The organism is Pseudomonas corrugata (assembly GCF_001269905.1).
GTDB lineage: Bacteria > Pseudomonadota > Gammaproteobacteria > Pseudomonadales > Pseudomonadaceae > Aquipseudomonas > Aquipseudomonas corrugata.
This window is the reverse complement of record NZ_LHVK01000009.1, coordinates 49047-75550: the sequence shown is the minus strand read 5'-3', so window position 1 is coordinate 75550 and position 26504 is coordinate 49047. Positions and strand designations below refer to the sequence as shown.

Sequence of the window (26504 nt, the reverse complement as noted above, 5' to 3'; positions counted from 1 at the left end):
GGAGTGATAAAGGTTAAAAAGGGTGCGCAAAGGCACCTGAATGTGGGAGCAACGCTTGCTCGCGAACCAGGCACCCCGATTTCTGAAAGGTCCCATCACCTTCATCGCGGGCAAGCCTTGCTCCCACAGTACGCAAGCAAGCTCCCTCGCCACAACGGTGAAGGTTCAGCCCAGCGCTTTTTCAATTGCCTGGATTACCGCCGGGTCATCCGGCGCTGTGCGCGGCGAGAAGCGGGCCAACACGCGGCCGTCCTTGCCGAGCAGAAACTTCTCGAAGTTCCAGGTAATGTCTCCGGGGAATTCGGCGCCCTCGCCCGCCAGCAGGCGGTAAAGTTGATGCCGGTCGTGACCGTTTACTTCCAACTTGCTGGACAGCGGAAACGTCACGCCATAATTATTGCTGCAGAACGCCTGGATTTCCTGCTCGGTGCCAGGCTCTTGCCCCGCGAACTGATTGCAAGGCAGGCCCAGGATGCTGAAGCCCCTGGACTTGTACTGCTGATAGAGATTTTCCAGCGCAGCGTACTGAGGCGTCAGGCCACATTTGGAGGCGACGTTGACCACCAGCACGACTTGCCCCTTGAAAGGCGCCAGAGGAAGCTCCTGACCATCCAGGGCTTTCAGTTTAAGGTCGTGAAAAGCACTCATGACGAACTCCAGGTTTGCGGATCTTTCGAAATAGCCATGGGTAATGCCGAGAGCAACCGACTAAAAAGGCGCCGCATGGCGCCTTTCCGGTTCACTTGAGCGTAGCGCAGAAATCAGTGGTGATGACCACCTTCGCCATGGACGTGACCATGGGCAACTTCTTCCTGGCTGGCATCGCGGATGTCGACAACCTTGACCTTGAAGTTCAGGCGTTGACCGGCCAGTGGGTGGTTGCCGTCAACAGTGACGTCGTCGCCGTCCAGGTCGCGGATGGTGACGATCTGCATCTGGCCATCCGGCGCCGACGCATGGAACTGCATGCCCACTTCCAGCTCGTCCACGCCTTCGAACATGCTGCGACTCAGGGTGCTGACCAGTTCGGCGGAGTATTCGCCGTAGGCGTCTTCCGGTTCAACGGTCACGTTCAGTTCGTCACCGGTGGTTTTACCTTCCAGGGCTTTCTCCAGGCCCTGGATGATGTTGCCTGCGCCATGCAGGTAGACCAGCGGAGCGCCGCCGGCAGAGCTGTCGATGACCTCACCAGCGTCGTTGGTCAGGGTATAGTCGATGGAGACAGCCTTATTGGCGGCGATCAGCATGGGGCGAGACCTTTTGCATAAGAATGAAGAACGGACAAGTCTAAACAAGGATTTGCCCGAAAGCGAACGGAACCCTGACAAACGGACTTGCGCACCCAGACCGACGGTCATTGGTTTGCACCAGGACGAGGAGGGTCACTGGGTTGCGGAGCTGTCCTGTGGGCATACCCAGCACCTGCGCCACCAGCCACCGTGGCAATCCCGGGCGTGGGTGCTGGATCCAACGCAACGTATTGAAAAAATAGGCCAGCCCTTTGATTGCGGCTGGTGTGCTCAGGCGCCGGTTAGCGATAATCTTGGTGACTGAATGGATGGTAGACGGCTATACATAGGCCTCGCCTTTGCCATGCTCCCTTAGAGAATCCGCATGCAAACTTTTTTTATCGCGCCCACCGATTTTGGTGTGGGCCTGACTTCCATCAGCCTCGGGCTGGTGCGCACCCTTGAGCGGGCCGGGCTGAAGGTCGGTTTTTTCAAACCCATCGCCCAGCCCCACCCCGGCGACACCGGCCCGGAACGTTCGACCGAGCTGGTGGCCCGCACCCACGGCCTCAAGCCGCCACAGCCTCTGGGCCTGGCTCACGTCGAGCGCATGCTTGGCGACGGCCAGCTCGATGAGCTGCTGGAAGAAATCATTACCCTCTACCAGCAGGCGGCCATCGGCAAGGACGTACTGGTGGTCGAGGGCATGGTCCCGACCCGCAACGCCAGTTATGCCGCCCGGGTCAACCTGCACCTGGCCAAGAGCCTGGACGCCGAGGTGATCCTGGTGTCGGCGCCGGAAAACGAAGTGCTGACCGAGCTGTCCGGGCGGGTTGAGTTGCAGGCGCAATTGTTCGGTGGGCCGAAAGATCCGAAGGTCCTCGGCGTGATCCTCAACAAGGTCCGTACCGACGAAAGCATGGAAGCGTTTTCCGCCCGGCTCAAGGAGCATTCGCCCTTGCTGCGCAGCGGCGACTTCCGCCTGCTGGGCTGCATTCCCTTCCGGCCCGAACTCAACGCCCCGCGCACCCGCGACGTAGCCGATTTGATGGGCGCCCAGGTGCTCAATGCCGGCGATTACGAAAGCCGACGCATGAGCAACATCATCATTTGCGCTCGCACCATGCGCAACACCGTGGAGCTGCTCAAGCCTGGCGTGCTGGTGGTGACACCCGGCGATCGCGACGACATCATCCTGGCAGTGAGCCTGGCCGCCATCAACGGTGTACCGCTGGCCGGTCTATTGTTGACCAGCGACACCCTGCCCGACCCACGCATCATGGAACTGTGCCGCGGCGCGCTGCAGGCGGGCCTGCCGGTGTTGTCAGTGAGCACGGGCTCCTATGACACCGCCAACCTGCTCAACAGCCTGAACAAGGAAATCCCGATCGACGACCGCGAACGCGCTGAGATCATCACCGATTTCGTCGCCAGCCACCTGGACGCCCAGTGGCTGCACCAGCGCTGCGGCACGCCGCGGGAAATGCGCCTGTCGCCGGCGGTGTTCCGCTATCAATTGATCCAGCGCGCCCAGGCCGCCAACAAGCGCATCGTCCTGCCGGAAGGCAGCGAACCGCTGACGGTCCAGGCCGCCGCCATTTGCCAGGCCCGCGGCATCGCCCGCTGCGTGTTGCTGGCCAAACCGGCCGACGTCGAGGCGGTGGCCCGCGCCCAGGGCATCGAACTGCCGCCGGGGCTGGAGATTCTCGACCCGGACTCGATCCGCGAGCGTTACGTCGAGCCGATGGTGCGGCTGCGCAAGAGCAAAAGTCTGAATGCACCGATGGCCGAGCAGCAACTGGAAGACACTGTGGTGATCGGCACGATGATGCTGGCGCTGGACGAAGTCGACGGGCTGGTGTCCGGCGTCGTCCACTCCACCGCCAATACCATCCGCCCGGCCCTGCAGCTGATCAAGACGGCGCCGGGCTGCTCCCTGGTGTCGTCGGTGTTCTTCATGCTGTTTCCCGAAGAGGTGCTGGTCTATGGCGATTGCGTGATGAATCCGCATCCCAGCGCTGCGGAGCTGGCGGAGATCGCCCTGCAAAGCGCCGACTCTGCCGCCGCGTTCGGCATCACCCCACGAGTGGCCATGCTCAGCTATTCCAGCGGCGAATCGGCCAGCGGAGAGGAAGTGGAAAAAGTCCGCGAAGCTACCTTGCTGGCCCACGAGGCGCAGCATGGCTTGCTGATCGACGGCCCGCTGCAGTACGACGCCGCCGCCAACGAAACCGTGGCACGACAACTGGCGCCCAACAGCCAGGTGGCCGGGCGGGCGACGGTGTTCATCTTCCCGGACCTGAACACCGGCAACACCACCCACAAGGCCGTCCAGCGCAGTGCCGATTGCGTCAGCCTCGGGCCGATGCTCCAGGGCCTGCGCAAACCGGTGAACGACCTCCCCCGTGGCGCCCAGGTCGATGACATCGTGTACACCATCGCCCTCACTGCGATCCAAGCCGCCAACCGACCCCTGGACATTTAGATGCTGGATTTCCTGCCTGCCCCGGTGCGAGGCGTCATCGCCTCGTTGCTGTTGGCGCTCAATACCATTGCCTGCTGCACGCCGCTGTTCCTCGTGGCGATCTTCAAGCTCGTGCTGCCCTTCCCCGCCGCTCAACGTTTCACCGACTGGTTGATGAGCCACATCCATGAAGCGTGGATCAGTAACAACAAAGCCTGGATGAACCTGCTGCGCCGCACCCGCTGGCACCTCAGCGGCCTTAAGGGCCTGGATTACCAACACTCCTACCTGATCACCAGCAACCACCAGAGCTGGGTCGATATCATGGTGTTGCAGTACGTGCTCAATCGCCGCGTCCGCCCGCTGAAGTTCTTTCTCAAGCAGGAGTTGATCTGGGTGCCGGTGATCGGCCTGGCCTGGTGGGCGCTGGGGTTCCCGTTCATGAAGCGCTACTCCAAGGCCTATCTGGAGAAACACCCGGAAAAGAAAGGCAAGGACCTGGAAACCACCCGCAAGACCTGCGCGAAGTTTCGCAACAACCCGGTGGGCATTTTCAACTTCGCCGAAGGCACACGCTTCACCGAAGGCAAGCATGCCCAGCAGCAATCGCCGTTTCGCTATCTGCTCAAGCCAAAGGCCGGCGGCATCGCGTTTGTGCTCGATGCAATGGGTGAACAGTTGGAATCGATCATCAACGTCACCATCCACTACCCCGGCGGTCGTCCGGGGTATTGGGATCTGCTCTGCGGTAACGTTGGCGAAGTGGTGGTGCATTTCCAGGAACTGCCTATCCCGCCGCAGTTTATCGGGAAGAACTACGACCAGGACGGCGCCTATCGCCTGGAGTTCCAGGGCTGGATCAACCAGTTGTGGCAGGACAAGGATGCGCTGTTGGGGCAGATGCATTGCGAGTATCCCGGTACTTGAGGTGTCTGTAATGGCCTCATCGCGAGCAAGCTCGGCTCCCACAGGGATTGTTGGTGAACAGTTCGCATCAATCCCTGTGGGAGCCGAGCTTGCTCGCGATAGCGTCCTTCCAGACAACAAAAAAGCCCGCCGATGATCACTCATCGGCGGGCTTTTCGTTTGCCGCTTGTGCTTAGATCGCGCCGCGACTGCGCAGCAGATCCAGCACCTGCTTGACACTCTCTTCCAGTGTCAGCGACTGGGTGTCGACCACCAGATCGGCGTCCAGCGGCACGTCATACGGGAAGGACTCGCCCGGGATGTTGTCGCCGGCGGCGGCGTACAGCCCTTGCGGATCACGCTGGGCACACACCGTCGGCGAGGCCTGGACGTAGACCGTCAACAGACGCTCCCTGCCGATCAGGTCCTTGGCCTGCTCACGCCCTTCGGCGCTCGGTGCAACGAATGCCGCCAGGGTCAGCAGGCCGGCTTCGTTGAACTGACGGGCAACGTGAGCCGCACGGCGCCAATTCTCGGTGCGCCCGGCACGGTCATGCGGCAAGCCCTTGTTCAGGTCATGGCGCAGGTTCTGGCCGTCGAGGACGAAGACCGCACGGCCCATGTCGAACAGCTTGCGCTCCACGGCGTAAGCCAGTGTGCTCTTGCCGGCGCCCGAGAGACCGCTGAACAGCACCGTCGCCGGCTGCTGGCCGAAGCGCTGGGTGCGCTCTTCCACCGACACATGGGCGAGCTTGCCGTGGTGGGTGCTGCTGCCGTGAGCCAGCGGCTGGGCGACGATCATGCCGGCGCCGACGGTGCCATTGGTCAGGCGATCGATGACGATGAACGCGCCGGTGGTGCGGTTGCTCTCGTAACCGTCGAGGGCGATCGGCGCATCCAGGGCAATCTTCACCTTGCCGATTTCGTTGAGCTGCAACGCGCTGGCCGGCCCCTCTTCGAGGGTGTTCACATCGACCCGGTTGACGATGCTGGCAATGGAGCCCGGCACGTAGCTGGTCGCACGCTTGATGTCGTATTTCTTGCCCGGCAGCATCGGCTCCTCGGCCATCCACACCAGCATCGCTTCGAAGCTGTCGGTGACCGGAGGCACGTTGTCGGCATGCACCAACAGGTCGCCCCGGGAGATGTCAATCTCGTCTTCCATGGTCAGGGTCACGGCCTGGCCCGGGCCGGCTTGCTCCAGCTCACCTTCGAAGGTGACGATGGATTTGACGCGGCTGCTCTTGCCCGATGGCAATACCACCACTTCGTCGCCCTTGTGCACGATGCCGCTGGCCAGTGTGCCGGCGAAACCGCGGAAGTTCAGGTTCGGACGGTTGACGTACTGCACCGGGAAACGCAGGTCGGTGAAGTTGCGGTCGCCCGCCACTTCCACGGTTTCGAGGATTTCCATCAGCGACTGGCCGGTGTACCACGGCGAACGCTCGGACTTGTTCACCACGTTGTCGCCCTTGAGGGCAGACATTGGCACGAAGTGCATGCTCGAAGGCTTCATCTTCAAGCCTTCGGCGAACTTCAGGTAGTCGGCCTTGATCGACTCGAACACACCCTGGTCGAAATCCTTGAGGTCCATCTTGTTGATGGCCACGACGATGTGCTTGATGCCCAACAACGAAGCAATGAAGCTATGGCGACGGGTCTGGGTCTGCACGCCGTAGCGGGCATCCACCAGGATGATCGCCAGGTCACAGGTGGAGGCACCGGTGGCCATGTTACGGGTGTACTGCTCATGGCCGGGGGTGTCGGCGATGATGAACTTGCGCTTGGCGGTGGAGAAATAGCGATACGCGACATCAATGGTGATGCCCTGCTCGCGCTCGGCCTGCAGGCCGTCGACCAGCAATGCCAGGTCGATGTCGTCACCGGTGGTGCCGACTTTTTTCGAATCACGGGTGATGGCTTCCAGGTGATCTTCGTAGATCATCTTGGAGTCGTGCAGCAGGCGCCCGATCAGGGTGCTCTTGCCGTCGTCGACGTTACCGCAGGTCAGAAAGCGCAACAGCTCCTTGCGCTCGTGCTGGCCCAGGTAGGCGAGGATGTCCTCGCTGATCAAATCAGATTGATGCGACATGACAGCCCCTTAGAAATAACCTTGACGTTTTTTATCTTCCATCGAGCCTGCGCCATCGTGGTCGATGACCCGGCCCTGGCGCTCGGAAGTTCGCGTCAGGAGCATTTCCTGAATGATGTCCGTCAGGCTCTCGGCCTCGGACTCCACCGCGCCCGTCAACGGGTAGCAGCCAAGGGTACGGAAACGCACTTTCTTCTTGACGATGCGGGCCTTCTCTTCCTCGGACAGGTGTTCGAGGATGCGCTCGTCGTCGATCATGATCAGCGTGCCGTTCTTCTCGATCACTTCGCGCTCGGCGGCGAAGTACAGCGGCACAATCGGGATGCCTTCGAGGTAGATGTACTGCCAGATGTCCAGCTCGGTCCAGTTCGACAACGGGAAGACGCGGATCGACTCGCCCTTGTTGACCTTGCCGTTGTAGACGTTCCACAGCTCCGGGCGCTGGTTCTTCGGGTCCCAGCGGTGCTTGCTGTCGCGGAACGAATAGACGCGCTCCTTGGCACGGGACTTCTCTTCATCGCGACGGGCGCCGCCGAACGCTGCGTCGAAACCATGCTTGTCCAGGGCCTGCTTCAGGCCCTCGGTCTTCATGATGTCGGTGTGCTTGGCGCTGCCGTGGGTGAACGGGTTGATGCCTTGCGCCACGCCGTCCGGGTTCACGTGAGTGATCAGGTCCAGGCCCATTTCCTCGACCATGCGATCGCGGAACTTGTACATTTCCTGGAATTTCCAGCGGGTGTCGACGTGCATCACCGGAAACGGCAGCTTGCCGGGGAAGAACGCCTTGCGTGCAAGGTGCAGCATCACGGCGGAGTCTTTACCGATGGAGTACAGCATCACCGGGTTGTCGAACTCGGCGGCCACCTCGCGGATGATGTGGATGCTTTCCGCCTCCAGCTGTTTCAGATGCGTCAGTTTGTCGACCATGGCTACTCACGAAAACATTCTTATGAACGGCCAGCGGGCCGTGTTCGAGCGAAGAATCCTAGCACAGCGTCCTCTTCTAATCAGGGCGCCAACTAGATCGAAACAGCATATGGATATGCCTGGGCGTTCGGGTCTTGCGAGACCTTTGTGGGAGCGAGCAAGCCCGCTCCCACAAGGTTCAGCACCACTCAAATCGGATTCGGACAATCGATGAAGATGTGTTCCAGGGCAAAGCGTCGCGCCAGGTAATCACCCAGCGCCTGCACGCCATAGCGTTCGGTCGCATGATGGCCGGCGGCAATGAAGCTGATGCCGTTTTCCCGGGCGCTGTGGAAAGTCTGTTCCGATGCTTCGCCACTGAGGTACAGATCGACCCCGGCCATCACCGCCTGATCGATGTAGCCCTGGCCGCCGCCGGTGCACCAGCCGACCCGGCGGATCATCTGCTCCCCCTCGATCAGCAACGGCTCGCGTCCCATGACCTCCTGGACCTTGCGGGCAAAATCCCGAGGCGTCATCGGTTCGGACAAGGAGCCGACCAGGCCGACGACTTTGGGGTTATCCGGGTCCAATGGCCCTTCGACGGTGATGTCCAGTTGACGGGCCAACTGCACGTTGTTGCCGACCTCGGGGTGCAGGTCCAGCGGCAGATGGTAGGCCAGCAGGCTGATATCGTGCTTGAGCAGGGTTTTCAGGCGACGCTGCTTCATGCCAGTGATGCAAGGGTTCTCGCCCTTCCAGAAGTAACCGTGATGCACCAGCACCAGGTCGGCATCGGCTTCCACGGCGGCGTCGAGCAACGCCTGGCTGGCGGTCACGCCACTGACGATGCGCATCACCTGGGGCGCGCCTTCGACCTGCAGGCCGTTTGGGCAGTAATCGGCAATCCGGCTGCTCGCCAGGTAACGGTCTGCTTCTTCAACCAGGGTGCTCAGGGCTACGGCCATGAAAAGACTCCTAAATATCCGGTTCCGAGGCGCGCGCGGCCTCGTATAATGCGCGACATTATGGGCGGTCTCATTCCGCCTGCAACTTTTGTAGGACATGATAGATGCTCAAGGCGCTGCGTTTTTCCGGCTGGCCGCTGTTGGCCGGCGTGCTCGTCGCACTACTGATTATCCAGCGTTACCCGGAATGGGTTGGCCTGCCGAGCCTTGATGTCAATCTGCAGCAGGCGCCGCAGAGCAAGGCGCTGCTACAAGGGCCCGTGTCCTATGCCGACGCGGTGACCATCGCCGCACCGGCCGTGGTCAACCTGTACACCACCAAAGTCATCAACAAACCCAGCCACCCGCTGTTCGAGGACCCGCAGTTCCGGCGCTTCTTCGGCGATAACTCGCCCAAGCAGAAGCGCATGGAATCGAGCCTGGGTTCGGGCGTGATCATGAGCCCGGAAGGCTATCTGCTGACCAACAACCACGTCACCAGCGGTGCCGACCAGATCGTGGTAGCCCTCAAGGATGGCCGCGAAACCCTTGCCCGAGTGATCGGCAGCGACCCGGAAACCGACCTCGCGGTACTGAAGATCGACCTCAAGAATCTGCCGGCGATTACCATCGGTCGCTCCGACAGCATCCGCATCGGTGACGTCGCCCTCGCCATCGGCAACCCCTTCGGCGTCGGCCAGACCGTGACCATGGGCATCATCAGTGCCACCGGGCGTAACCAGTTGGGTTTGAACAACTACGAAGACTTCATCCAGACCGATGCCGCGATCAACCCCGGCAACTCCGGCGGCGCGCTGGTGGATGCGAACGGCAACCTCACCGGGATCAACACGGCGATATTCTCCAAGTCCGGCGGCAGCCAGGGCATCGGTTTCGCCATCCCGGTGAAACTGGCGATGGAAGTGATGAAGTCCATCATCGAGCATGGCCAAGTGATTCGTGGCTGGCTGGGCATCGAAGTGCAGCCGCTGACCCAGGAGCTGGCAGAGTCCTTCGGTTTGTCCGGACGGCCTGGCATCGTGGTGGCGGGAATTTTCCGCGATGGTCCGGCCCAGAAGGCCGGCCTGCAATTGGGTGATGTGATCCTGAGCATCGACGGCGAACCGGCCGGCGATGGCCGGCGCTCGATGAACCAGGTAGCGCGGATCAAGCCCACCGACAAAGTCACCATCCAGGTGATGCGCAACGGCAAGGAACTCAAACTCACCGCGGAGATCGGCCTGCGCCCACCGCCCGCGCCTGTAGCGGTCAAGGAAGAGCAGTAACCGACACAGTTCCCCTTTGTGGCGAGGGGATTTATCCCCGCTGGGCTGCGGAGCAGCCCTAAAAGCTGCTGACTCGGCGTGTCAGACAGATTGAGTGCTCTGGGTTGGGGCTGCTCCGCAGCCCAGCGGGGATAAATCCCCTCGCCACAAAAGCCTGACTGTCTGAAAATTTAACGAGAAGCCACAGATAGCATAAATTCTCATCGGTAGTGTTATATTGTTTCAATTGCGCAAATTGGAACAACATAACATGTCATCTCTAAAACAGATTTCCCTCGCCAGCCTGGCCTTGGGTCTGCTGGGCGACCCGGCCTTTGCCGAGGAAACCCAGCCTCTGGAACTGGACGCCATCAGCGTCACATCCGACTACGAATCCCCCACTGGACCGGTGAAAGGTTATCGCGCCACCCGCTCCGCCAGCGCGACCAAAACCGACACAGCCCTGCGGGATATTCCTCAATCGATCAGCGTAATCCCGGCTGACGTCCTCAAGGACCTGGGCAGCACCAGCGTCGAACGGGCGCTGGAGTTTGCCGGCGGCGTATCGAAACAGAACAACTTCGGCGGCCTGACGCTCTACGAATACAGTGTGCGCGGCTTCACGACATCAGAGTTCTACAAGGACGGCTTCAGCGCCAACCGCGGCTATCCGAGCACACCGGACGCCGCCAACATCGAACGCATCGAGGTGTTGAAGGGGCCGGCGGCCAGCCTCTATGGACGCGGCGATCCAGGGGGTACGGTCAACATCGTCACCAAGAAACCCCAGCCCGAAGCCTTCACCACCCTGCAAACCAGCGCCGGCAGTTGGGACCGCTACCGCACCGCCCTGGACCTCAATACGCCACTGGACGCCGAAGGCACCCTGTTGTCGAGGGTGAACCTGGCGGTGGAGGACAAGCACAGCTTTCGCGATCACGTCGACAGCCGGCGGGTATTCGTGGCGCCCTCCATCAGTTGGCAACCGAGTCCCGACACACGCCTGTTGGTCGAGAGTGAAATCGTACGCCACAGCTCGACGCTCGACCGGGGCATCGTCGCGCCAAATAACCGCTGGAGCGGCGTGTCCCGCTCGACCTTCCTGGGCGAACCCAATGACGGTGACATCGACAACCACAACCACATGCTCCAGGCCGCCCTCGAACATCAGCTCAATGACATCTGGCAACTGCGTCTGGCCAGTCATTACAAGCAAGGCGAACTCTGGGGCTTCGCCTCTGAAGCGCGTCCGTTGAATGCCGATGGTCACACCGTCAACCGCCGTTACCGCGAACGCGACAACGATTGGCATGACAGCATCACCCAGTTGGAACTGCGTGGCCTGCTGGACCTGGGACCGTGGCAGCACGAACTGCTGATCGGCAGCGAGTACGAGGATTACCGCAAGAACGAGCGCGTAACCACCCTCAACGGCGGCGCCTATCCCATCAACATCTATCAGCCCATCTACGGCCAGCCCAAACCCGACGGGCTGCGCACCGGCACGGATTTCTTCGAGCATGTCCAAAGCCGTGCATTGAATCTCCAGGACCAGATCGTCTTCACCGAAAAGCTGCGGGGCATGTTCGGTGTGCGCTACGAGCATTTCGAGCAGCGTATCGATGATCACACTACCCAGCTCATCAGCCACCAACGCCACGACGCCCTGACACAACGGGCCGGCTTGCTGTACCAACTGACGCCTGAAGTCGGGTTGTTCGCTAACGCGTCCACCTCGTTCAAGCCCAACAACGGCCTGGACGCCGACGGCAAGACCTTCAATCCAGAGGAAGGCGTTGGCTATGAAGCCGGGATCAAGAGCGAGCTCTTCGACCATCGCCTGAGCACCACCCTGGCGGCGTTCCATATAGAGAAGGAAAACGTCCTGGCGCTGGCCCCCGATACCAACACCAACCGCGCCATGGGCAAGGCCCGTAGCCAGGGGATCGATCTGCAGGTCAGCGGTCAGTTGACCGACGCCATCCGCGTGATCGGGGCCTTTGCCTACATCGATGCAGAAGTGACCGAAGGTGACAAAGAGATCCCCACCGGCAGCCGGATCCTGGGCGTTGCCAAGCGTAGCGGCAGTCTGCTGGGCGTCTATGAATTCCAGGACGGGCACCTGCGCGGCTCGGATGTCGGCGCGGCGTTCACTTACGTGGGGGATCGTTCGGGCGAAGCCGGCAAGGACTTCGAGCTGCCGGCCTACCACACCGTGGATCTGCTGGCTCATTACAAGGCCAGCGATAACGTCACCGTGGGCCTGAACCTGAACAACGTCTTCGACGAAAAATACTACGAGCGCTCCTACAGCAACTACTGGGTCAATCCCGGCGAGCCGCGCAACTTCACCGTCAGTCTCACCCTCGATCTGTAAAAAGGAAAATCGGCATGAAACACCCCAAGACACTCGCCCTTCTCGGCCTGTTCCTGGCGACACAAGCCTCGGCCCATGGTTTGTGGACCGAACAACGGCGCGGCAACATTGAAGTGATCTACGGCCACGGCGCCGAGGACAATGCCTTCAAGGCCCAGAAAATCAGCGGGGCCTGGGCCTATGACCTGGGCGGCAAGATGATCCCGGTCACGGTGCAACGCCTACCCGACCACGCCCGCCTGCAACCGCTCAAGCCGCCGGCCGTGCTCGCGGTGGCGCTGGACAATGGCATGTGGTCCCAGACCGCTGACAAGAAGTGGATCAACGAAGGCCGCAGCAAGGTGCCCGGCGCGATCGAGTCGACCCACACCTTCAAATACAGCCTGGCAATCTACGAGCCCGGAGCGAAGCTGCCGAAGCTGGAGCCGATCAGGTTCGTGATCCTGCCGGACGTCGATCCGCTGACCATAGGTCCCGGCCAATCATTGCCGGTGCGGGTCCTGCTGGATGGCAAGCCTGCGGCCGGGGTAAAACTGGTGGGCGATTACCGCAGCGCGCCGAACACCGTCGCCACTGAAACCGACGCCGACGGTCGGGCCCAGGTGCTGGTGCGCAATGAAGGTTTGAACGTCATCGCCGCGCAGATGGAAATCCCGCTCAAGGATGACAAGGACGTGGCGACGCGTGGTGTGTTTACTTCGCTGACGTTCCTTGGCGAGCCGCATCACGAATAAAGCATCTGAATGCACAGAACACACCTGTGGGAGCGAGCTTGCTCGCGATAGCGTAGTGTCAGTCGATAGTCATTTTGAATGTCAGACCGCCTTCGCGGGCAAGCCCCACAGGGGCCCCGCGATGAAACGCCAATTTCGTGAACGCCGGAAACCACTGTGGGAGCAAGGCTTGCCCGCGATAGCGCCGAATCAGTCGACATTTGAGTCACTGACCCACCGCCTTCGCGGGCAAGCCTTGCTCCCACAGAGGGTTTCCTACAGTTCAGCGCAGAGCTTTAGAGTTCGCCCAGGGCGTCGATCAGCGCCTGGTTCTGCTCCGGTGTGCCAATGCTGATCCGCAGGAACTGGGCAATCCGCTCCTGTTTGAAGTGCCGCACGATCACACCCTGTTCTCGCAGCTTCGCCGCCAGTCCCGCCGCATCATGCCGGGGGTGACGGGCGAAGATGAAGTTGGCCGCCGAAGGCAAGACTTCAAACCCCTTGGCCTCCAGTTGCGCCACCACCCACTCGCGATGCTCGATGACCAACCGGCAGGTCTTCTGGAAATACTCGCGATCGTCGAATGCCGCCGCGCCACCCACGTTCGCCAAGCGATCCAGAGGGTAGGAGTTGAAGCTGTTCTTGATCCGCTCCAGCGCTTCGATCAGATCCGGATGGCCTACCGCCAAGCCCACTCGCAACCCCGCCAGCGAGCGGGACTTGGACAAGGTCTGGGTGACCAGCAGATTCGGATAACGGTCCACCAGGCTGATGGCCGTCTCGCCACCGAAGTCGATATAGGCTTCATCGACTACCACCACCGAATCCGGGCTGGCCTTGAGCATTTGCTCCACCGCTTCCAGCGCCAGCAGGCAGCCGGTCGGGGCGTTCGGGTTGGGGAAAATGATCCCGCCGTTCGGCTTGGCATAGTCCGCCGGATCGATCCGGAACTGCTCATCCAGGGGCACCGCATCGAACTGGATGCCATACAAGCCGCAATACACTGGATAGAAGCTGTAGCTGATGTCCGGAAACAGGATCGGCTGGTCGTGCTGCAGCAGGCCGTGAAAAATGTGCGCCAGCACTTCATCCGAGCCGTTACCGAGAAACACCTGGTTGGCCTGCACACCATAGTAGCGGGCCACGGCGTTCTTCAGCAGATCGCTGTTGGGGTCCGGATACAGACGCAGGTTGTCATTGAGCTCGGTCTGCATCGCCGCAAGGGCCTTGGGCGATGGGCCGTAGGGGTTCTCGTTGGTATTGAGCTTGACCAGGCGGGTCAGCTTCGGTTGTTCGCCGGGCACGTAGGGCACCAGGTTCTTGACGAACGGGCTCCAGAATTTACTCATTTCAGTTTCCCTGCCCGTCAATGGAGCACTCATCAAGAATTCGATACTCGGCGCTGCGGGCGTGGGCGCTCAACGACTCGCCACGGGCCAGTACCGAAGCGGTCTTGCCCAGTTCGGATGCACCCTGCTCGGAGCAGAAGATGATCGACGAACGCTTCTGGAAGTCATACACCCCCAGCGGCGACGAGAAACGCGCGGTGCCGGAAGTCGGCAACACATGGTTGGGCCCTGCACAGTAATCGCCCAGGGCCTCGCTGGTGTGGCGGCCCATGAAGATCGCACCGGCATGACGGATCTGCGGCAACCAGGCCTGCGGATCGGCGACCGACAATTCCAGGTGCTCCGGCGCGATGCGGTTGGCGACCTCGATCGCCTGTTCCATGTCATCGACCTTGATCAGCGCGCCACGACCATTGATCGAGGTGTTGATGATTTCGGCGCGATCCATGGTTGGCAGCAGCCTGTCGATACTGGCCGCGACCTTGTCGAGGAATTCGGCATCCGGGCTGACCAGAATCGCCTGGGCGTCTTCGTCGTGCTCGGCCTGGGAGAACAAGTCCATGGCAATCCAATCCGGGTCGGTCTGGCCGTCGCACACCACGAGGATTTCCGAAGGGCCGGCGATCATGTCGATACCGACCTGGCCGAACACGTGACGCTTGGCGGTGGCGACATAGATGTTGCCCGGCCCTACCACCTTGTCGACCCTCGGTACGCTTTCGGTGCCGTAGGCCAATGCAGCTACGGCCTGGGCGCCACCGATGGTGAACACCCGGTCCACGCCAGCAATGCAGGCAGCGGCCAGCACCAGTTCGTTGATTTCACCCCGTGGGGTCGGCACGACCATGACCACTTCGGTCACGCCGGCAACCTTGGCCGGAATGGCATTCATCAGCACCGAGGAGGGATAGGACGCCTTGCCGCCCGGCACGTACAGGCCGGCGCGGTCCAGTGGCGTAACCTTCTGGCCCAGCACGGTACCGTCCGCTTCGGTGTAGCTCCAGGAGTCCTGCTTCTGTCTTTCGTGATAGCTGCGCACCCGGGAGGCGGCTTTTTCCAGGGCCTCGCGCTGGGGCACGGTGATCCGCGTCAGGGCCAGCTCCAGGCGCTCGCGCGGCAGGATCAGGTCGGCCATGGACGCCGCCTGCAGGCCATCGAATTTCTGGGTGAATTCCACCACGGCGGCATCGCCCCGCTCGCGCACGGCTTTGATGATGTCCAGCACCCGCTGATTGACCGAGTCGTCAGACACACTTTCCCAGCTCAGCAGATGATCCAGATGATGTGCGAAATCCGGATCGGCAGCGTTGAGTCGGCGAATCGAGGTGGGAGCGGTCATAGCGAGGGCCTCATTAATGGCAAATGCTCAGGCGCCCTAAGCTACCAGTCCATTCGCGTGGGCACCTGAGAAAATTGGCTATGACACGGATAGACGGGCGCGACTCGAGGTCGCGCAGGTAAATCAGCCGCGGTGTCGCGATTCCACTGCCTTGCGCAGGGTATCGATCAGTGCCTGGATACGAGCATGCTGCATTTTCATCGATGCCTTGTTGACGATCAGCCGGGAGGTGATGTCCGCGATGAAATCCTGGGGTTCCAGGCCATTGGCCCGCAGGGTATTGCCGGTGTCGACGACGTCGATGATCTTGTCCGCCAGGCCGATCAGCGGCGCCAGCTCCATCGAACCGTACAACTTGATGATATCGACCTGGCGACCCTGCTCGGCATAGTAGCGCTTGGCAATGTTGACGAACTTGGTTGCCACCCGCAGGCGCCCCTTGGGCTCCGGCGCGCCGACCTTGCCGGCGGTCATCAGCTTGCACCGGGCGATCTGCAGGTCCAGGGGCTCATACAGACCCTGGCCACCGTATTCCATCAGCACGTCCTTACCGGCAACGCCGAGGTCGGCGGCGCCATGTTCAACGTAAGTCGGCACATCGGTGGCACGCACAATCAGCAGGCGCACATCGGCCTGGGTCGTGGGGATGATCAGCTTGCGGCTCTTGTCCGGATTCTCGGTCGGCACGATGCCCGCTTCAGCCAGAAGCGGCAGGGTGTCGTCAAGGATGCGGCCCTTGGACAGTGCGATGGTCAACATGGGAACGTCAGTCCTTATCAAGGTACACATGCCCGGTCGCAAGCGGCGCCGGACACACATCGAGGGTGCACCACCCTCGATTTGAAACGAAATCCAGGCACATCCTTGTGCCCATGCAGCCGGAACTAGCCCGGTACGCGGCGGATCTTGGCACCGAGCATCTGCAGTTTTTCTTCGATGCACTCGTAGCCACGGTCAATGTGGTAGATGCGGTCGATCAGGGTATCGCCTTCGGCAACCAGGGCCGAAATCACCAGGCTGGCCGAGGCCCGCAGGTCGGTGGCCATCACTGGCGCGCCCTTGAGCTTCTCGGTGCCGGTGACGATGGCGGTGTTGCCTTCGACCTGGATCCTGGCGCCCATGCGGTGCAGTTCATAGACGTGCATGAAACGGTTTTCGAAGATCGTCTCGATCACCGCGCCGGTGCCTTCGGCAATGGCGTTGAGGGAGATGAACTGTGCCTGCATGTCGGTCGGGAACGCCGGGTATGGCGCGGTCCGCACATTGACGGCCTTGGGCCGCTTGCCGTGCATGTTCACTTCGATCCAGTCTTCGCCGCAGGTGACTTCGGCGCCGGCTTCCTTGAGTTTCTCCAGGACGGCTTCAAGGATCGTCGGATCGGTGTCCTTGACCTTGACGCGACCGCCGGTGACGGCAGCAGCGACCAGATAGGTACCGGTTTCGATCCGGTCCGGCATCACTTTGTAAGTGGCCGAGTGCAAGCGCTCGACGCCATCGATGGTGATGGTGTCGGTACCGGCACCACTGATCTTGGCGCCCATGGCGATCAGGAAGTTCGCCAGGTCCACCACTTCAGGCTCGCGAGCAGCGTTTTGCAACACGCTGCGGCCCTTGGCCAGTGCAGCGGCCATCATGATGTTCTCGGTACCGGTCACGCTGACGGTGTCGAAGAAGAAATGGGCGCCGCGCAGGCCGCCTTCAGGCGCCTTGGCCTTGATGTAGCCGCCTTCGACGTCGATGACCGCGCCCATGGCTTCCAGGCCACGGATGTGCAGGTCCACCGGACGCGAGCCAATGGCGCAACCGCCAGGCAACGCAACCTCGGCTTCACCGAAACGGGCAACCATCGGGCCCAGTACCAGGATCGACGCGCGCATGGTTTTCACCAGCTCGTACGGAGCGACCAGGGTCTTGATGGTGCGCGGGTCGATCTCGACGGCGAGTTTCTCGTCGATCACCGGTTCGATGCCCATGCGACCGAACAGCTCGATCATCGTGGTGATGTCATGCAGGTGCGGCAGGTTGGCCACGGTCACCGGGCCATCGCACAGCAGGGTCGCGGCCAGGATCGGGAGGGCGGAGTTCTTTGCCCCGGAAATACGGATTTCGCCATCAAGACGAACGCCGCCGGTAATAATCAGTTTATCCATAAGAATCTCGAGGCCCTTGGGCTCAGGTGCGCTCGGCCCAGGCCGCGCTGCTGAAAAATTTCATCGTGACCGCGTGGATGCTGCCATCGGCAATCCATGGGTTCAAATGGGCATAGATGCTCTGCTGACGCTTCACTGGGCTCAACGCCGCCAGTTCATCACTGATCACGTTCAACTGGAAGTTGCAGCCTTCGCCTTCAACTTCCACCTGCGTACCAGGCAGCTTTCCTTCAAGGAAGCTCTTCACTTCTACAGCCTGCATGCTCAACCTCAATCGGCGCCCTGTGCGCGCGGGTCGCACATCATACAAAAAAGCCCCGCGCCTGCGAACCCCGCGAAGCAGGACTCTGACGGGGGGACTTTTCCAGCGATGTGGCTCAGTGGTGCGCCAACAGCTCGGTCAGCTCGCTGACCTGGGCTATTTCGCGCATGTCTTCGGGCATCCCACGGATGCTCCACGTTTTGCCGGCCGCCTCGGCATCCCGCATGAAACACAGCAGTAGCGACAAGCCTACACTGCTGGATTTCTGCACCGCCGAGCAGTCAATGACCACCTCGGCGGCACCAACGGACTTGATCAGCGCCTGGCCCTGGGTGCGCAAGGCCGGACCAGTGCGATAGTCCAGCACACCGCTGAGCAACAACTCGTCGGCTTCGCCCAGACGAACGGCCGACTCACTCGCCGACTCATTCATTGTCCCTGCTTCTCCTTGGCTTCGTCGGTCACTTCCTTGGCCTTGGCGACTTCGCCGGCCCAGCCATCGATGGTCTTGTCCAGGTCATTGCCATTGCGCTGCATGGCATCGGCAAACTGGTCGCGGAACAATTTGCCGATGTTGATGCCGTTGATGATCACGTTGCGCACCTTCCACTCGCCGTTCAACTGTTCGAGCGTGTAGGACACCGGGTAGATAGCACCGTTGTTACCCTTGACCTGCATGTCGACGCTGGTACGGGTACCGTTTTCATCCTTGGCCGGTGAAACGGTGATGCCCTGATTGTTGTATTCGAGCAAGGCGTTGCCGTAGAACTGCATCAGGCTGCGCTTGAAGTTTTCCTGGAAGCGGGTCATCTGCGCAGGGGTTGCCTTGCGCGAGTACTTGACCGTCATGATGCTGCGCGAGATGCCATCGGCGTCCACCACCGGACCAACAATGCCGTTCAGCGCATCATAGAATGCGCCCGGATCCTGCTTGTATTGCTCCTTGTTGGCGGCAAGGTCTGCCAGCAGGCGGGTCGTGGTGTCCTGGATGATATCGTGGGCGGAAGGCGCCGCCAGGGCATTGGCCATCAGCGGCAGGGCTGCCAGCAGGACCAACAGGCTGCGTCGCAAGATAGAGATCATCGAAAGGCTCCTCATTTAGCGTCTTTGCTAACGGTATTAAGCAGGAATTTCCCGATCAGGTCCTCGAGCACCAGCGACGACTGCGTGTCATGGATGGTCCCACCGTCCTTGAGCAGGGATTCTTCCCCACCCACGCTGATACCGATGTATTTCTCACCCAGCAGACCCGCCGTCAGGATAGATGCAGTGGAATCAGTCGGCAGGTTATCCACGCGCTTTTCCACCTCCATCGTCACCCGTCCGGTGAAACTGTCGCGATCCAGATCGATTGCCGTGACGTTGCCGATAGTGACACCGGCCATGGTCACCTTGGCTCTGACCGTCAAACCGGCGATATTGTCAAAATAAGCATAAAGTTTATAAGTATCGGTGTTCGCAGTCGGCGCCAGGCCGCTGACTCGCAGGGCCAGCAGCAATAACGCCAGGATGCCGGCCAGCAGGAAAAGGCCGACACCGATTTCCAGGGTGCGGTTTTGCATCAGAAATCTCCAAACATCAAGGCGGTCAGAATAAAGTCAAGGCCCAGGACCGCCAGCGAGGCGTACACCACGGTCTTGGTTGTGGCACGGCTGATCCCCTCGGACGTGGGCTCGCAGTCATAGCCTTGAAACACGGCGATCCAGGTCACCACAAAAGCGAATACAGCACTCTTGATGACGCCATTGAGCACATCATCGAGGAAGTCGACACTGTTCTGCATGTTGGACCAGTAGGACCCGTCATAAATGCCCAGCCAGTCGACGGCCACCCAGGAACCACCCCAGATGCCGACGACGCTGAAGATGATTGCCAGAACCGGCAAGGAAATGAAGCCGGCCCACAGGCGCGGGGCAATGATGTACTTGAGCGGGTCGACGCCGATCATTTCCAGGCTGGACAGTTGCTCAGTGGACTTCATGTTGCCGATTTCGGCCGTCAGCGCCGACCCGGCGCGCCCGGCGAACAGCAACGCGGTCACCACCGGACCGAGTTCACGCAACAGCGTCAGCGCAACCATCTGCCCGACCGCCTGCTCCGAACCGTAGCTGGACAGGATATTGAAACCCTGCAACGCCAGCACCATGCCGATGAAAATCCCGGACACCACGATGATCACCAGGGACATCACCCCCACTGAGTGCAACTGCTTGACCAGCAGGCCAAAACCGCCGCTCGTGGAGTTGCGCCCCAGCAAGGCATGAGCCAGGAACAACGTGGAACGGCCCAGCACCGCCAGTACGTCGATGCCGGAGCGGCCAAACAGGCGAATTCTTTCTATTAATGATTTCTTGCGCATCAGCGCTTCCCCAGCAGATCGGTACGGTAATCCGTGGCCGGAAAATGGAACGCCACCGGACCGTCCGGATCACCCTTCATGAATTGGCGAATGCGCGAGTTGTCCGACGCCATCAGCTCTTGGGGCGTACCCTGCCCCAACACCTGTCCATCGCCGACCACATAGATGTAGTCCGCGATGCTGGCGGTTTCAGCCAGGTCGTGGGATACCACGATACTGGTGATACCCAGGGCATCATTGAGCAACCGGATCAGGCGCACCAGCACGCCCATGGCGATAGGGTCCTGCCCGACAAAGGGCTCGTCATACATGAGGATTTTCGGATCGAGGGCAATCGCCCGCGCCAGGGCAACCCGACGCTTCATGCCGCCGGACAGTTCGTCCGGCATCAAATCGAGGGCGCCACGCAGCCCGACCGCCTGCAATTTCAGCAGGACGATGTCGCGGATCATCTCCTCCGGCAGGTCGGTATGGACCCGCAGCGGGAACGCCACGTTCTCGAACACGTCGAGATCGGTGAACAGCGCGCCGCTCTGGAACAGTACGCCCATGTGCTTGCGCGCATCGAACAGATCGCTGCGCGACAGCTTGGGAAGATTCTGGCCATTGACCCAGACTTCACCGGCGTCAGGACGCAACTGTGCGCCCATCAGGCGCAGCAGCGTGGTCTTTCCGCATCCGGAAGGCCCCATGATGCCGGTCACCTTTCCGCGCGGAATGCGAATATCGATGTCATTGAAAATGCTGCGCGTCCCTCGCTTGAAGGACAGCCCCTTCAGCTCGACCGCGTAGGCGTTGTCGGCACTCATCTAAACTCCTTGCGATGCAGCCTCATATCCGAATGCCCTGACCAGCCGTTAACGTCGCTACCGCCGGGCACCCGAACCGGCGGCGAACTATATCACCGCAACGGCCGCACGCCCAAGGGCCACCCCTGGCTGGTTAAGCCTGACTTAAGGGAAATGAGCACATTTTATTCAAACCGGGCGGGGTGTTTGCACGAAGCATGACGAACTTGCGTGAGGGAATTGTTCATTGCCGGTATAATCGCCGCCTTTTCATCGGGCTATACGATTTCTGACATGAGCCAAACCAGCGACCTGATTCAATCGGCACAACGTACCATCCGCCTCGAGCTCGAAGCCGTGCAAGGCTTGCTGCCCCGCATCGACGCTGATTTCGTACGCGCCTGCGAGATGATTCTGGCCAGCAAAGGCCGCGTCGTCGTGGTCGGCATGGGCAAGTCCGGACACGTCGGCAACAAGATCGCCGCGACCCTGGCCAGCACGGGCACCACGGCATTCTTCGTCCACCCGGCCGAAGCCAGCCATGGTGACATGGGCATGATCACCCGGGACGACATCATCCTGGCACTGTCCAACTCCGGCTCCACCAATGAAATCATTACACTGCTGCCGTTGATCAAACGCCTGGGCATCCGGCTGATCAGCCTCACCGGCAACCCGGACTCGCCGCTGGCCAAGGCCGCCGAAGTGAACCTCAACGTTCACGTCGAGCACGAGGCCTGCCCGCTGAATCTGGCACCGACCTCCTCCACCACCGCTGCTCTGGTCATGGGCGATGCCCTGGCCGTAGCCCTGCTGGAGGCCAGAGGGTTCACGGCGGAGGACTTTGCCTTTTCCCACCCAGGGGGAGCCCTGGGCCGCCGCCTGCTGCTGAAGGTCGAAAACGTGATGCACGCCGGTGAAGAGTTGCCACAGGTGCAACGCGGCACGCTGCTCAAGGATGCACTCATGGAAATGACGCGCAAGGGCCTGGGCATGACGGTGATCCTGGAGGCCGACGGCAAGCTCGCCGGGATCTTCACTGACGGCGACTTGCGTCGCACTCTGGACCGCACCATCGATGTGCACAGTGCCACCATTGAGCAGGTCATGACGCCCCATGGCAAGACGGCCCGCGCGGACATGCTCGCTGCCGAAGCCCTGAAAATCATGGAAGACCACAAGATCAGCGCCTTGGTGGTGGTCGATGCCGAAGACCGCCCGGTGGGCGCCCTGAACATGCACGACTTGCTGCGTGCAGGAGTCATGTAAATGAACGCAGACCTGCTGCAACGAGCTAAGGACATCAAGCTGGCCGTGTTCGACGTGGACGGCGTGCTGACCGACGGACGCCTGTATTTCCTCGAAGACGGCAGCGAGTTCAAGACGTTCAATACCCTCGACGGCCAGGGCATCAAGATGCTGATGGCCGCCGGCGTGCAGACGGCCATCATCAGCGGCCGCAAGACCCCGGTGGTCGAACGGCGCGCAAAGAACCTCGGCATCCCCCACCTTTATCAGGGCCGCGAGGATAAACTGGTGGTCCTGGACGAGCTCCTGGGCCAACTCAATCTAAGCTATGAACAGGTTGCGTACCTGGGTGACGATCTGCCTGACCTGCCGGTGATCCGCCGGGTTGGCCTGGGCATGGCAGTGGCCAACGCAGCCGGCTTCGTACGCGAGCACGCCCACGGCGTTACCGCCGCGCGAGGCGGCGAAGGCGCGGCCCGTGAATTCTGCGAACTGATCCTGCGCGCCCAGGGCCGCCTCGAAGCGGCAAACGCCGCGTACCTGTGAGCCATTTATGCTGAGCAAGAAAATTCGCACCATCCTGCTGTTCGCGTGTATCGCGGCAATTTTCGCGGCGGTGGGCTACTGGAACATCAGCCCCGAGCGCTTTCTCGACCGCCCTGCCGTCAAGGTCGAGGAAAACGATATCGACTGGTACGCGACCAACACGCATACACTGCAGTACCTGCCTGACGGCAAGGTGCAGTACGAAATGACGTCCGACAAGGTCGATCACGTCAAGGCCACCGACATTACACTGGTCGCCAATCCGGACCTGAACATGTTCCGTGGCACGGAGTTTCCGTGGCACGTGCAGAGCAAGCGTGCCGAAGTCAACTCCGGCGGCACCGAAGTGGAACTGATCGACTCGGTACGCGTCGCACGAACCGACGAGAAGAACCGCACGACCATCATCACCAGCACTCGCATGACCGTGTTCCCGCAGCGACAATATGCGCAGACCGAGCAACCCGTTAGAATCGACGGCGCCGGTGGTGTATCGACCGGCACGGGAATGAAAGCGTATCTGAAGGAAAGCAGGATACACCTGCTATCGAACGTAAGAGGACAGTATGAAGCTCGCTAAAACCCTCCCTATTTTGCTCAGTCTGGGCGCAGCACTGGGAAGCGCGAGCGCCTGGTCTCTTCCCAACGACCGTGATCAGCCTATCCGCATCCAGGCCGACGACGCCCAATTGGACGACAAGAACGGGGTCGCCACTTATAAAGGCGACGTGATCATCACTCAGGGCTCAATGAAGGTCACCGGCAACACCGTGACCATTACCCGCACCCAGTCCGGCGATATCGACGTAGTGACCTCGGTGGGCAACCTGGCCTATTTCGAGCAACTGCAAACGGCCGGCGACACCAAGCCCGTGCAAGGCTACGGCGTGACCATCCAGTATCACGCGTCCCAGGACCGCGTCGTGCTGATCGATCGTGCCAAGGTCATCGACAAGGACAACAACGTCACCCAAGGCGAGAAAATCGTCTACGACACGAACAAGAAACTCGCCAGCGCCGGTCGCGCCACCGGCAGCAAGGTGACCGAGCAGCGCCCACGGATCGACATGGTCATCCAGCCGAAAAAGAAAACCGAGCAAAGGCCCCAGTAATGGCAACTCTGAAAGCTCAGCACCTGGCCAAGAGCTACAAGAGCCGTCAGGTCGTGCGCGATGTCAGCCTGTCCATCGACAGCGGGCAGATCGTCGGTCTGCTCGGCCCCAACGGCGCGGGCAAGACCACCTGTTTCTACATGATCGTCGGCCTGGTCCAGGCCGATCAGGGCCGCGTCCTGATCGACGACCTGGACGTCAGCCACCAGCCTATGCATGGCCGGGCAAAGGCCGGCATCGGCTACCTGCCACAAGAAGCGTCGATCTTCCGCAAACTGTCGGTAGCCGACAACATCATGGCGATTCTCGAAACCCGCAAGGAACTCGACAAGGCCGGTCGTCGTCAGGAGCTGGAAAGCCTGCTGCAGGAATTCCACATCAGCCACATCCGCGACAACCTGGGCATGAGCCTGTCCGGTGGCGAACGGCGTCGAGTGGAAATTGCCCGCGCCCTGGCCACCGCACCGAAATTCATTCTGCTCGACGAACCGTTCGCCGGCGTGGACCCGATTTCGGTAGGTGACATCAAGCAGATCATCCACCACCTCAAGGCGAAGGGGATCGGCGTGCTGATCACCGACCACAACGTGCGCGAGACGCTGGACATCTGTGAAACCGCCTACATCGTCAATGACGGCCAATTGATCGCCGAAGGTGACTCCACCACCATCCTGGCCAACGAACTGGTCAAGGAAGTGTATCTGGGTCATGAGTTCCGCCTGTAAGCGAAGTGCCTGGCAAATGTCCCTGCGCTGCGGACTCAAACACGCAACGCTTCGGGATACTCTCAGTGAATCCCCTATCATCGGGAAACTAATTGAGAAATTCCCCTAGGCAAACACTTCTGCTTCAGGCATATAATTTGCTTAAGGTTTGGCGCTTCGGCGCCCTTGTAGTGGATGGCGCATGTGCGCCGGCGAATAAGGTGTTAAGCCCCTGCCATGAAACCATCGCTAGTCTTGAGAATGGGCCAGCAGCTGACGATGACACCGCAGCTGCAACAGGCCATCCGCCTGCTCCAATTGTCGACCCTGGACCTGCAACAGGAAATCCAAGAGGCCCTGGAATCCAATCCGATGCTCGAACGCCAGGAAGAAGGCGACGACTTCGACAACACTGATCCGCTGGCCGACAACGTCGAGCAGAAACCCAATACCGAGACCCAGGAACCGTCCTACCAGGAGGAAGCCGCCCCGACGGTGGACAACCTCGATGATGGCGAATGGAACGAACGCATCCCCAACGACCTGCCCGTGGACACGGCCTGGGAAGACGTCTACCAGACCAGCGCCAGCAGCCTGCCGAGCAGCGATGATGACGAGTGGGACTTCACCACCCGCACTTCCGCCGGTGAAAGCCTGCAAAGCCACCTGCTGTGGCAACTGAACCTGGCACCGATGTCCGACACCGATCGCCTGATCGCCGTGACCCTGATCGACTGCATCAACAACCAGGGCTACCTGGACGAAACCCTCGAAGAAATTCTCGAAGCCTTCGATCCGGAGCTGGACATCGAGCTGGACGAGATCGAGGCCGTCCTGCACCGTATCCAGCAGTTCGAGCCGGCCGGCATCGGCGCCCGCAACCTGGGTGAGTGCCTGCTCCTGCAACTGCGCCAGTTGTCCGCCAAGACGCCATGGCTGGCCGAAGCCAAGCGACTGGTCACCGACTATATCGATCTGCTGGGCGGCCGCGACTACAGCCAACTGATGCGACGCATGAAGCTCAAGGAAGATGAGCTGCGCCAGGTGATCGAACTGGTCCAGAGCCTCAACCCGCGCCCGGGCTCCCAGATCGAGGCCACCGAGCCCGAGTACGTGGTTCCCGATGTGATCGTGCGCAAGCACAACGATCGCTGGCTGGTGGAGCTGAACCAGGAGTCGGTACCCAAGCTGCGGGTCAACGCCCAGTATGCCGGCTTTGTAAAGCGTGCCGACACCAGCGCCGACAACACCTTCATGCGCAACCAGCTGCAGGAAGCGCGCTGGTTCATCAAGAGCCTGCAGAGTCGCAACGAAACCCTGATGAAGGTCGCCACCCAGATCGTCGAGCACCAACGCGGCTTCCTGGACTACGGCGACGAAGCGATGAAACCGCTGGTCCTGCACGACATTGCCGAGGCAGTGGGCATGCACGAATCGACAATTTCCCGTGTGACCACGCAGAAATTCATGCATACCCCACGGGGTATCTACGAATTGAAATATTTTTTCTCCAGCCACGTCAGCACCTCCGAAGGCGGCGAATGCTCTTCCACGGCCATCCGCGCGATCATCAAGAAACTGGTGGCCGCGGAAAATCAGAAAAAGCCGTTGAGTGACAGCAAGATCGCTGGTTTACTGGAGGCACAAGGCATTCAGGTGGCCCGCCGTACCGTCGCCAAGTATCGCGAATCCCTCGGGATCGCGCCTTCGAGCGAACGCAAGCGGTTGATGTAACAGGCCACGCCACA

27 protein-coding genes are annotated in these 26504 nt (G+C 60.8%); 12 read left to right on the top strand and 15 right to left on the bottom strand.

Annotated features, from left to right (window positions below; genetic code table 11):
• Positions 1-165: 165 nt before the first annotated feature.
• Together AD665_RS14335 and AD665_RS14330 are read right to left on the bottom strand one after the other, a co-directional pair.
• A complete protein-coding gene (locus tag AD665_RS14335; protein WP_024777508.1) occupies positions 166-648 on the bottom strand; it encodes a glutathione peroxidase in 483 nt (160 codons plus the stop codon).
• A 113-nt stretch (positions 649-761) separates the two neighbouring features.
• Positions 762-1247: an FKBP-type peptidyl-prolyl cis-trans isomerase gene (locus AD665_RS14330; protein WP_024777507.1), complete on the bottom strand. Its 486-nt coding sequence runs from the start codon at positions 1245-1247 to the stop codon at positions 762-764.
• Between AD665_RS14330 and AD665_RS26905 the strand changes: the two genes are divergently transcribed.
• Genes AD665_RS26905 through AD665_RS14320 form a run of 3 tightly spaced genes read left to right on the top strand, consistent with a single transcriptional unit; the run spans position 1216 to position 4620 of the window.
• Positions 1216-1554: a DUF3565 domain-containing protein gene (locus tag AD665_RS26905; protein WP_080686207.1), complete on the top strand. Its 339-nt coding sequence runs from the start codon at positions 1216-1218 to the stop codon at positions 1552-1554. The genes AD665_RS14330 and AD665_RS26905 overlap by 32 nt on opposite strands.
• Before the next feature lie 60 nt (positions 1555-1614).
• On the top strand, positions 1615-3714 hold the full coding sequence (gene pta / locus AD665_RS14325; protein WP_024777506.1) for a phosphate acetyltransferase: 2100 nt from the start codon (positions 1615-1617) through the stop codon (positions 3712-3714).
• Complete coding sequence (locus AD665_RS14320) at positions 3715-4620, top strand: acyltransferase (protein ID WP_024777505.1); 906 nt, start codon at positions 3715-3717, stop codon at positions 4618-4620. It abuts the gene before it with no gap.
• Between the two features lie 172 nt (positions 4621-4792).
• On the opposite strand, the gene cysN is transcribed toward AD665_RS14320, so the two are convergent.
• From cysN to AD665_RS14305, 3 genes are all read right to left on the bottom strand, one after another.
• Positions 4793-6691, bottom strand: a complete 1899-nt coding sequence (gene cysN, locus AD665_RS14315) for a sulfate adenylyltransferase subunit CysN (protein WP_024777504.1) — start codon at positions 6689-6691, stop codon at positions 4793-4795.
• A 9-nt stretch (positions 6692-6700) separates the two neighbouring features.
• Positions 6701-7618 carry a sulfate adenylyltransferase subunit CysD gene (gene cysD / locus AD665_RS14310; RefSeq protein ID WP_024777503.1) on the bottom strand — a complete coding sequence of 306 codons (918 nt, stop codon included), beginning with the start codon at positions 7616-7618 and terminating at the stop codon, positions 6701-6703.
• A 188-nt stretch (positions 7619-7806) separates the two neighbouring features.
• Positions 7807-8565, bottom strand: a complete 759-nt coding sequence (locus AD665_RS14305) for a Nif3-like dinuclear metal center hexameric protein (RefSeq protein WP_024777502.1) — start codon at positions 8563-8565, stop codon at positions 7807-7809.
• A gap of 104 nt (positions 8566-8669) precedes the next feature.
• On the opposite strand from AD665_RS14305, the gene algW reads away from it, so the two are divergent.
• From algW to AD665_RS14290, 3 genes are all read left to right on the top strand, one after another.
• The gene (gene algW, locus AD665_RS14300) at positions 8670-9830 is read left to right on the top strand and encodes a Do family serine endopeptidase AlgW (protein WP_024777501.1); all 1161 of its coding nucleotides are present in this window, start codon (positions 8670-8672) and stop codon (positions 9828-9830) included.
• A gap of 250 nt (positions 9831-10080) precedes the next feature.
• Positions 10081-12186 (top strand): TonB-dependent siderophore receptor, encoded by a 2106-nt coding sequence (locus tag AD665_RS14295; protein ID WP_053192529.1) that lies wholly within the window; start codon positions 10081-10083, stop codon positions 12184-12186.
• 14 nt (positions 12187-12200) lie between these two features.
• Positions 12201-12920: a DUF4198 domain-containing protein gene (locus tag AD665_RS14290; protein WP_024777499.1), complete on the top strand. Its 720-nt coding sequence runs from the start codon at positions 12201-12203 to the stop codon at positions 12918-12920.
• A gap of 275 nt (positions 12921-13195) precedes the next feature.
• Here the strand turns inward: AD665_RS14290 and hisC are convergent, their stop codons facing one another.
• The 10 genes from hisC to AD665_RS14240 all read right to left on the bottom strand — a co-directional run bounded on the left by hisC (position 13196) and on the right by AD665_RS14240 (position 21167).
• On the bottom strand, positions 13196-14248 hold the full coding sequence (hisC, locus tag AD665_RS14285) for a histidinol-phosphate transaminase (protein WP_024777498.1): 1053 nt from the start codon (positions 14246-14248) through the stop codon (positions 13196-13198).
• A gap of 1 nt (position 14249) precedes the next feature.
• Entirely contained in the window at positions 14250-15587 is a 1338-nt protein-coding gene (hisD, locus tag AD665_RS14280; RefSeq protein WP_053192527.1) for a histidinol dehydrogenase, read from the bottom strand.
• A gap of 123 nt (positions 15588-15710) precedes the next feature.
• Positions 15711-16346: an ATP phosphoribosyltransferase gene (gene hisG / locus AD665_RS14275; RefSeq protein ID WP_003197870.1), complete on the bottom strand. Its 636-nt coding sequence runs from the start codon at positions 16344-16346 to the stop codon at positions 15711-15713.
• A gap of 125 nt (positions 16347-16471) precedes the next feature.
• Positions 16472-17737, bottom strand: a complete 1266-nt coding sequence (murA, locus tag AD665_RS14270) for a UDP-N-acetylglucosamine 1-carboxyvinyltransferase (RefSeq protein ID WP_024777496.1) — start codon at positions 17735-17737, stop codon at positions 16472-16474.
• A 22-nt stretch (positions 17738-17759) separates the two neighbouring features.
• Complete coding sequence (locus tag AD665_RS14265) at positions 17760-17999, bottom strand: BolA family protein (protein ID WP_007953556.1); 240 nt, start codon at positions 17997-17999, stop codon at positions 17760-17762.
• A gap of 115 nt (positions 18000-18114) precedes the next feature.
• A complete protein-coding gene (locus AD665_RS14260) occupies positions 18115-18432 on the bottom strand; it encodes an STAS domain-containing protein (protein ID WP_024777495.1) in 318 nt (105 codons plus the stop codon).
• Complete coding sequence (locus tag AD665_RS14255) at positions 18429-19082, bottom strand: MlaC/ttg2D family ABC transporter substrate-binding protein (protein ID WP_024777494.1); 654 nt, start codon at positions 19080-19082, stop codon at positions 18429-18431. The genes AD665_RS14260 and AD665_RS14255 overlap by 4 nt, the downstream gene beginning before the upstream one ends.
• Before the next feature lie 11 nt (positions 19083-19093).
• Positions 19094-19561 carry an outer membrane lipid asymmetry maintenance protein MlaD gene (mlaD, locus tag AD665_RS14250; protein WP_053192525.1) on the bottom strand — a complete coding sequence of 156 codons (468 nt, stop codon included), beginning with the start codon at positions 19559-19561 and terminating at the stop codon, positions 19094-19096.
• Positions 19561-20358, bottom strand: coding sequence for a lipid asymmetry maintenance ABC transporter permease subunit MlaE (gene mlaE, locus AD665_RS14245; RefSeq protein ID WP_024777492.1), 798 nt, complete (start codon positions 20356-20358; stop codon positions 19561-19563). The genes mlaD and mlaE overlap by 1 nt, the downstream gene beginning before the upstream one ends.
• Positions 20358-21167, bottom strand: a complete 810-nt coding sequence (locus tag AD665_RS14240; RefSeq protein ID WP_024777491.1) for an ATP-binding cassette domain-containing protein — start codon at positions 21165-21167, stop codon at positions 20358-20360. The genes mlaE and AD665_RS14240 overlap by 1 nt, the downstream gene beginning before the upstream one ends.
• 273 nt (positions 21168-21440) lie before the next feature.
• Here AD665_RS14240 and AD665_RS14235 point away from each other — a divergent pair, with 273 nt between their 5' ends.
• From AD665_RS14235 to AD665_RS14210, 6 genes are all read left to right on the top strand, one after another.
• Positions 21441-22415: a KpsF/GutQ family sugar-phosphate isomerase gene (locus tag AD665_RS14235; RefSeq protein ID WP_024777490.1), complete on the top strand. Its 975-nt coding sequence runs from the start codon at positions 21441-21443 to the stop codon at positions 22413-22415.
• Positions 22416-22940, top strand: a complete 525-nt coding sequence (locus AD665_RS14230; RefSeq protein WP_024777489.1) for a KdsC family phosphatase — start codon at positions 22416-22418, stop codon at positions 22938-22940.
• A 7-nt stretch (positions 22941-22947) separates the two neighbouring features.
• Entirely contained in the window at positions 22948-23520 is a 573-nt protein-coding gene (lptC, locus tag AD665_RS14225; protein WP_024777488.1) for an LPS export ABC transporter periplasmic protein LptC, read from the top strand.
• Positions 23507-24052 carry a lipopolysaccharide transport periplasmic protein LptA gene (gene lptA / locus AD665_RS14220; protein ID WP_024777487.1) on the top strand — a complete coding sequence of 182 codons (546 nt, stop codon included), beginning with the start codon at positions 23507-23509 and terminating at the stop codon, positions 24050-24052. Before lptC ends, lptA begins: the two co-directional genes overlap by 14 nt.
• Positions 24052-24777, top strand: a complete 726-nt coding sequence (gene lptB / locus AD665_RS14215; protein ID WP_024777486.1) for an LPS export ABC transporter ATP-binding protein — start codon at positions 24052-24054, stop codon at positions 24775-24777. The genes lptA and lptB overlap by 1 nt, the downstream gene beginning before the upstream one ends.
• Before the next feature lie 216 nt (positions 24778-24993).
• Positions 24994-26490, top strand: coding sequence for an RNA polymerase factor sigma-54 (locus AD665_RS14210; protein ID WP_024777485.1), 1497 nt, complete (start codon positions 24994-24996; stop codon positions 26488-26490).
• Positions 26491-26504 lie beyond the last annotated feature (14 nt).

What these genes read in the sequence shown, in the direction of transcription:
- AD665_RS14290 (WP_024777499.1), top strand. Translation starts at nt 12,201, where the DNA reads ATGAAACACCCCAAGACACTCGCCCTTCTCGGCCTGTTCCTGGCGACA.
- mlaD (WP_053192525.1), bottom strand. Translation starts at nt 19,561, where the DNA reads ATGCAAAACCGCACCCTGGAAATCGGTGTCGGCCTTTTCCTGCTGGCC.
- lptA (WP_024777487.1), top strand. Translation starts at nt 23,507, where the DNA reads ATGAAGCTCGCTAAAACCCTCCCTATTTTGCTCAGTCTGGGCGCAGCA.
- murA (WP_024777496.1), bottom strand. Translation starts at nt 17,737, where the DNA reads ATGGATAAACTGATTATTACCGGCGGCGTTCGTCTTGATGGCGAAATC.
- hisC (WP_024777498.1), bottom strand. Translation starts at nt 14,248, where the DNA reads ATGAGTAAATTCTGGAGCCCGTTCGTCAAGAACCTGGTGCCCTACGTG.
- AD665_RS14255 (WP_024777494.1), bottom strand. Translation starts at nt 19,082, where the DNA reads ATGATCTCTATCTTGCGACGCAGCCTGTTGGTCCTGCTGGCAGCCCTG.
- AD665_RS26905 (WP_080686207.1), top strand. Translation starts at nt 1,216, where the DNA reads ATGGAGACAGCCTTATTGGCGGCGATCAGCATGGGGCGAGACCTTTTG.
- AD665_RS14265 (WP_007953556.1), bottom strand. Translation starts at nt 17,999, where the DNA reads ATGCAGGCTGTAGAAGTGAAGAGCTTCCTTGAAGGAAAGCTGCCTGGT.
- lptB (WP_024777486.1), top strand. Translation starts at nt 24,052, where the DNA reads ATGGCAACTCTGAAAGCTCAGCACCTGGCCAAGAGCTACAAGAGCCGT.
- cysD (WP_024777503.1), bottom strand. Translation starts at nt 7,618, where the DNA reads ATGGTCGACAAACTGACGCATCTGAAACAGCTGGAGGCGGAAAGCATC.
- AD665_RS14320 (WP_024777505.1), top strand. Translation starts at nt 3,715, where the DNA reads ATGCTGGATTTCCTGCCTGCCCCGGTGCGAGGCGTCATCGCCTCGTTG.
- mlaE (WP_024777492.1), bottom strand. Translation starts at nt 20,358, where the DNA reads ATGCGCAAGAAATCATTAATAGAAAGAATTCGCCTGTTTGGCCGCTCC.
- AD665_RS14295 (WP_053192529.1), top strand. Translation starts at nt 10,081, where the DNA reads ATGTCATCTCTAAAACAGATTTCCCTCGCCAGCCTGGCCTTGGGTCTG.
- AD665_RS14335 (WP_024777508.1), bottom strand. Translation starts at nt 648, where the DNA reads ATGAGTGCTTTTCACGACCTTAAACTGAAAGCCCTGGATGGTCAGGAG.
- AD665_RS14330 (WP_024777507.1), bottom strand. Translation starts at nt 1,247, where the DNA reads ATGCTGATCGCCGCCAATAAGGCTGTCTCCATCGACTATACCCTGACC.
- pta (WP_024777506.1), top strand. Translation starts at nt 1,615, where the DNA reads ATGCAAACTTTTTTTATCGCGCCCACCGATTTTGGTGTGGGCCTGACT.
- AD665_RS14210 (WP_024777485.1), top strand. Translation starts at nt 24,994, where the DNA reads ATGAAACCATCGCTAGTCTTGAGAATGGGCCAGCAGCTGACGATGACA.
- AD665_RS14260 (WP_024777495.1), bottom strand. Translation starts at nt 18,432, where the DNA reads ATGAATGAGTCGGCGAGTGAGTCGGCCGTTCGTCTGGGCGAAGCCGAC.
- AD665_RS14230 (WP_024777489.1), top strand. Translation starts at nt 22,416, where the DNA reads ATGAACGCAGACCTGCTGCAACGAGCTAAGGACATCAAGCTGGCCGTG.
- lptC (WP_024777488.1), top strand. Translation starts at nt 22,948, where the DNA reads ATGCTGAGCAAGAAAATTCGCACCATCCTGCTGTTCGCGTGTATCGCG.
- AD665_RS14305 (WP_024777502.1), bottom strand. Translation starts at nt 8,565, where the DNA reads ATGGCCGTAGCCCTGAGCACCCTGGTTGAAGAAGCAGACCGTTACCTG.
- algW (WP_024777501.1), top strand. Translation starts at nt 8,670, where the DNA reads ATGCTCAAGGCGCTGCGTTTTTCCGGCTGGCCGCTGTTGGCCGGCGTG.
- AD665_RS14235 (WP_024777490.1), top strand. Translation starts at nt 21,441, where the DNA reads ATGAGCCAAACCAGCGACCTGATTCAATCGGCACAACGTACCATCCGC.
- AD665_RS14240 (WP_024777491.1), bottom strand. Translation starts at nt 21,167, where the DNA reads ATGAGTGCCGACAACGCCTACGCGGTCGAGCTGAAGGGGCTGTCCTTC.
- cysN (WP_024777504.1), bottom strand. Translation starts at nt 6,691, where the DNA reads ATGTCGCATCAATCTGATTTGATCAGCGAGGACATCCTCGCCTACCTG.
- hisD (WP_053192527.1), bottom strand. Translation starts at nt 15,587, where the DNA reads ATGACCGCTCCCACCTCGATTCGCCGACTCAACGCTGCCGATCCGGAT.
- hisG (WP_003197870.1), bottom strand. Translation starts at nt 16,346, where the DNA reads ATGTTGACCATCGCACTGTCCAAGGGCCGCATCCTTGACGACACCCTG.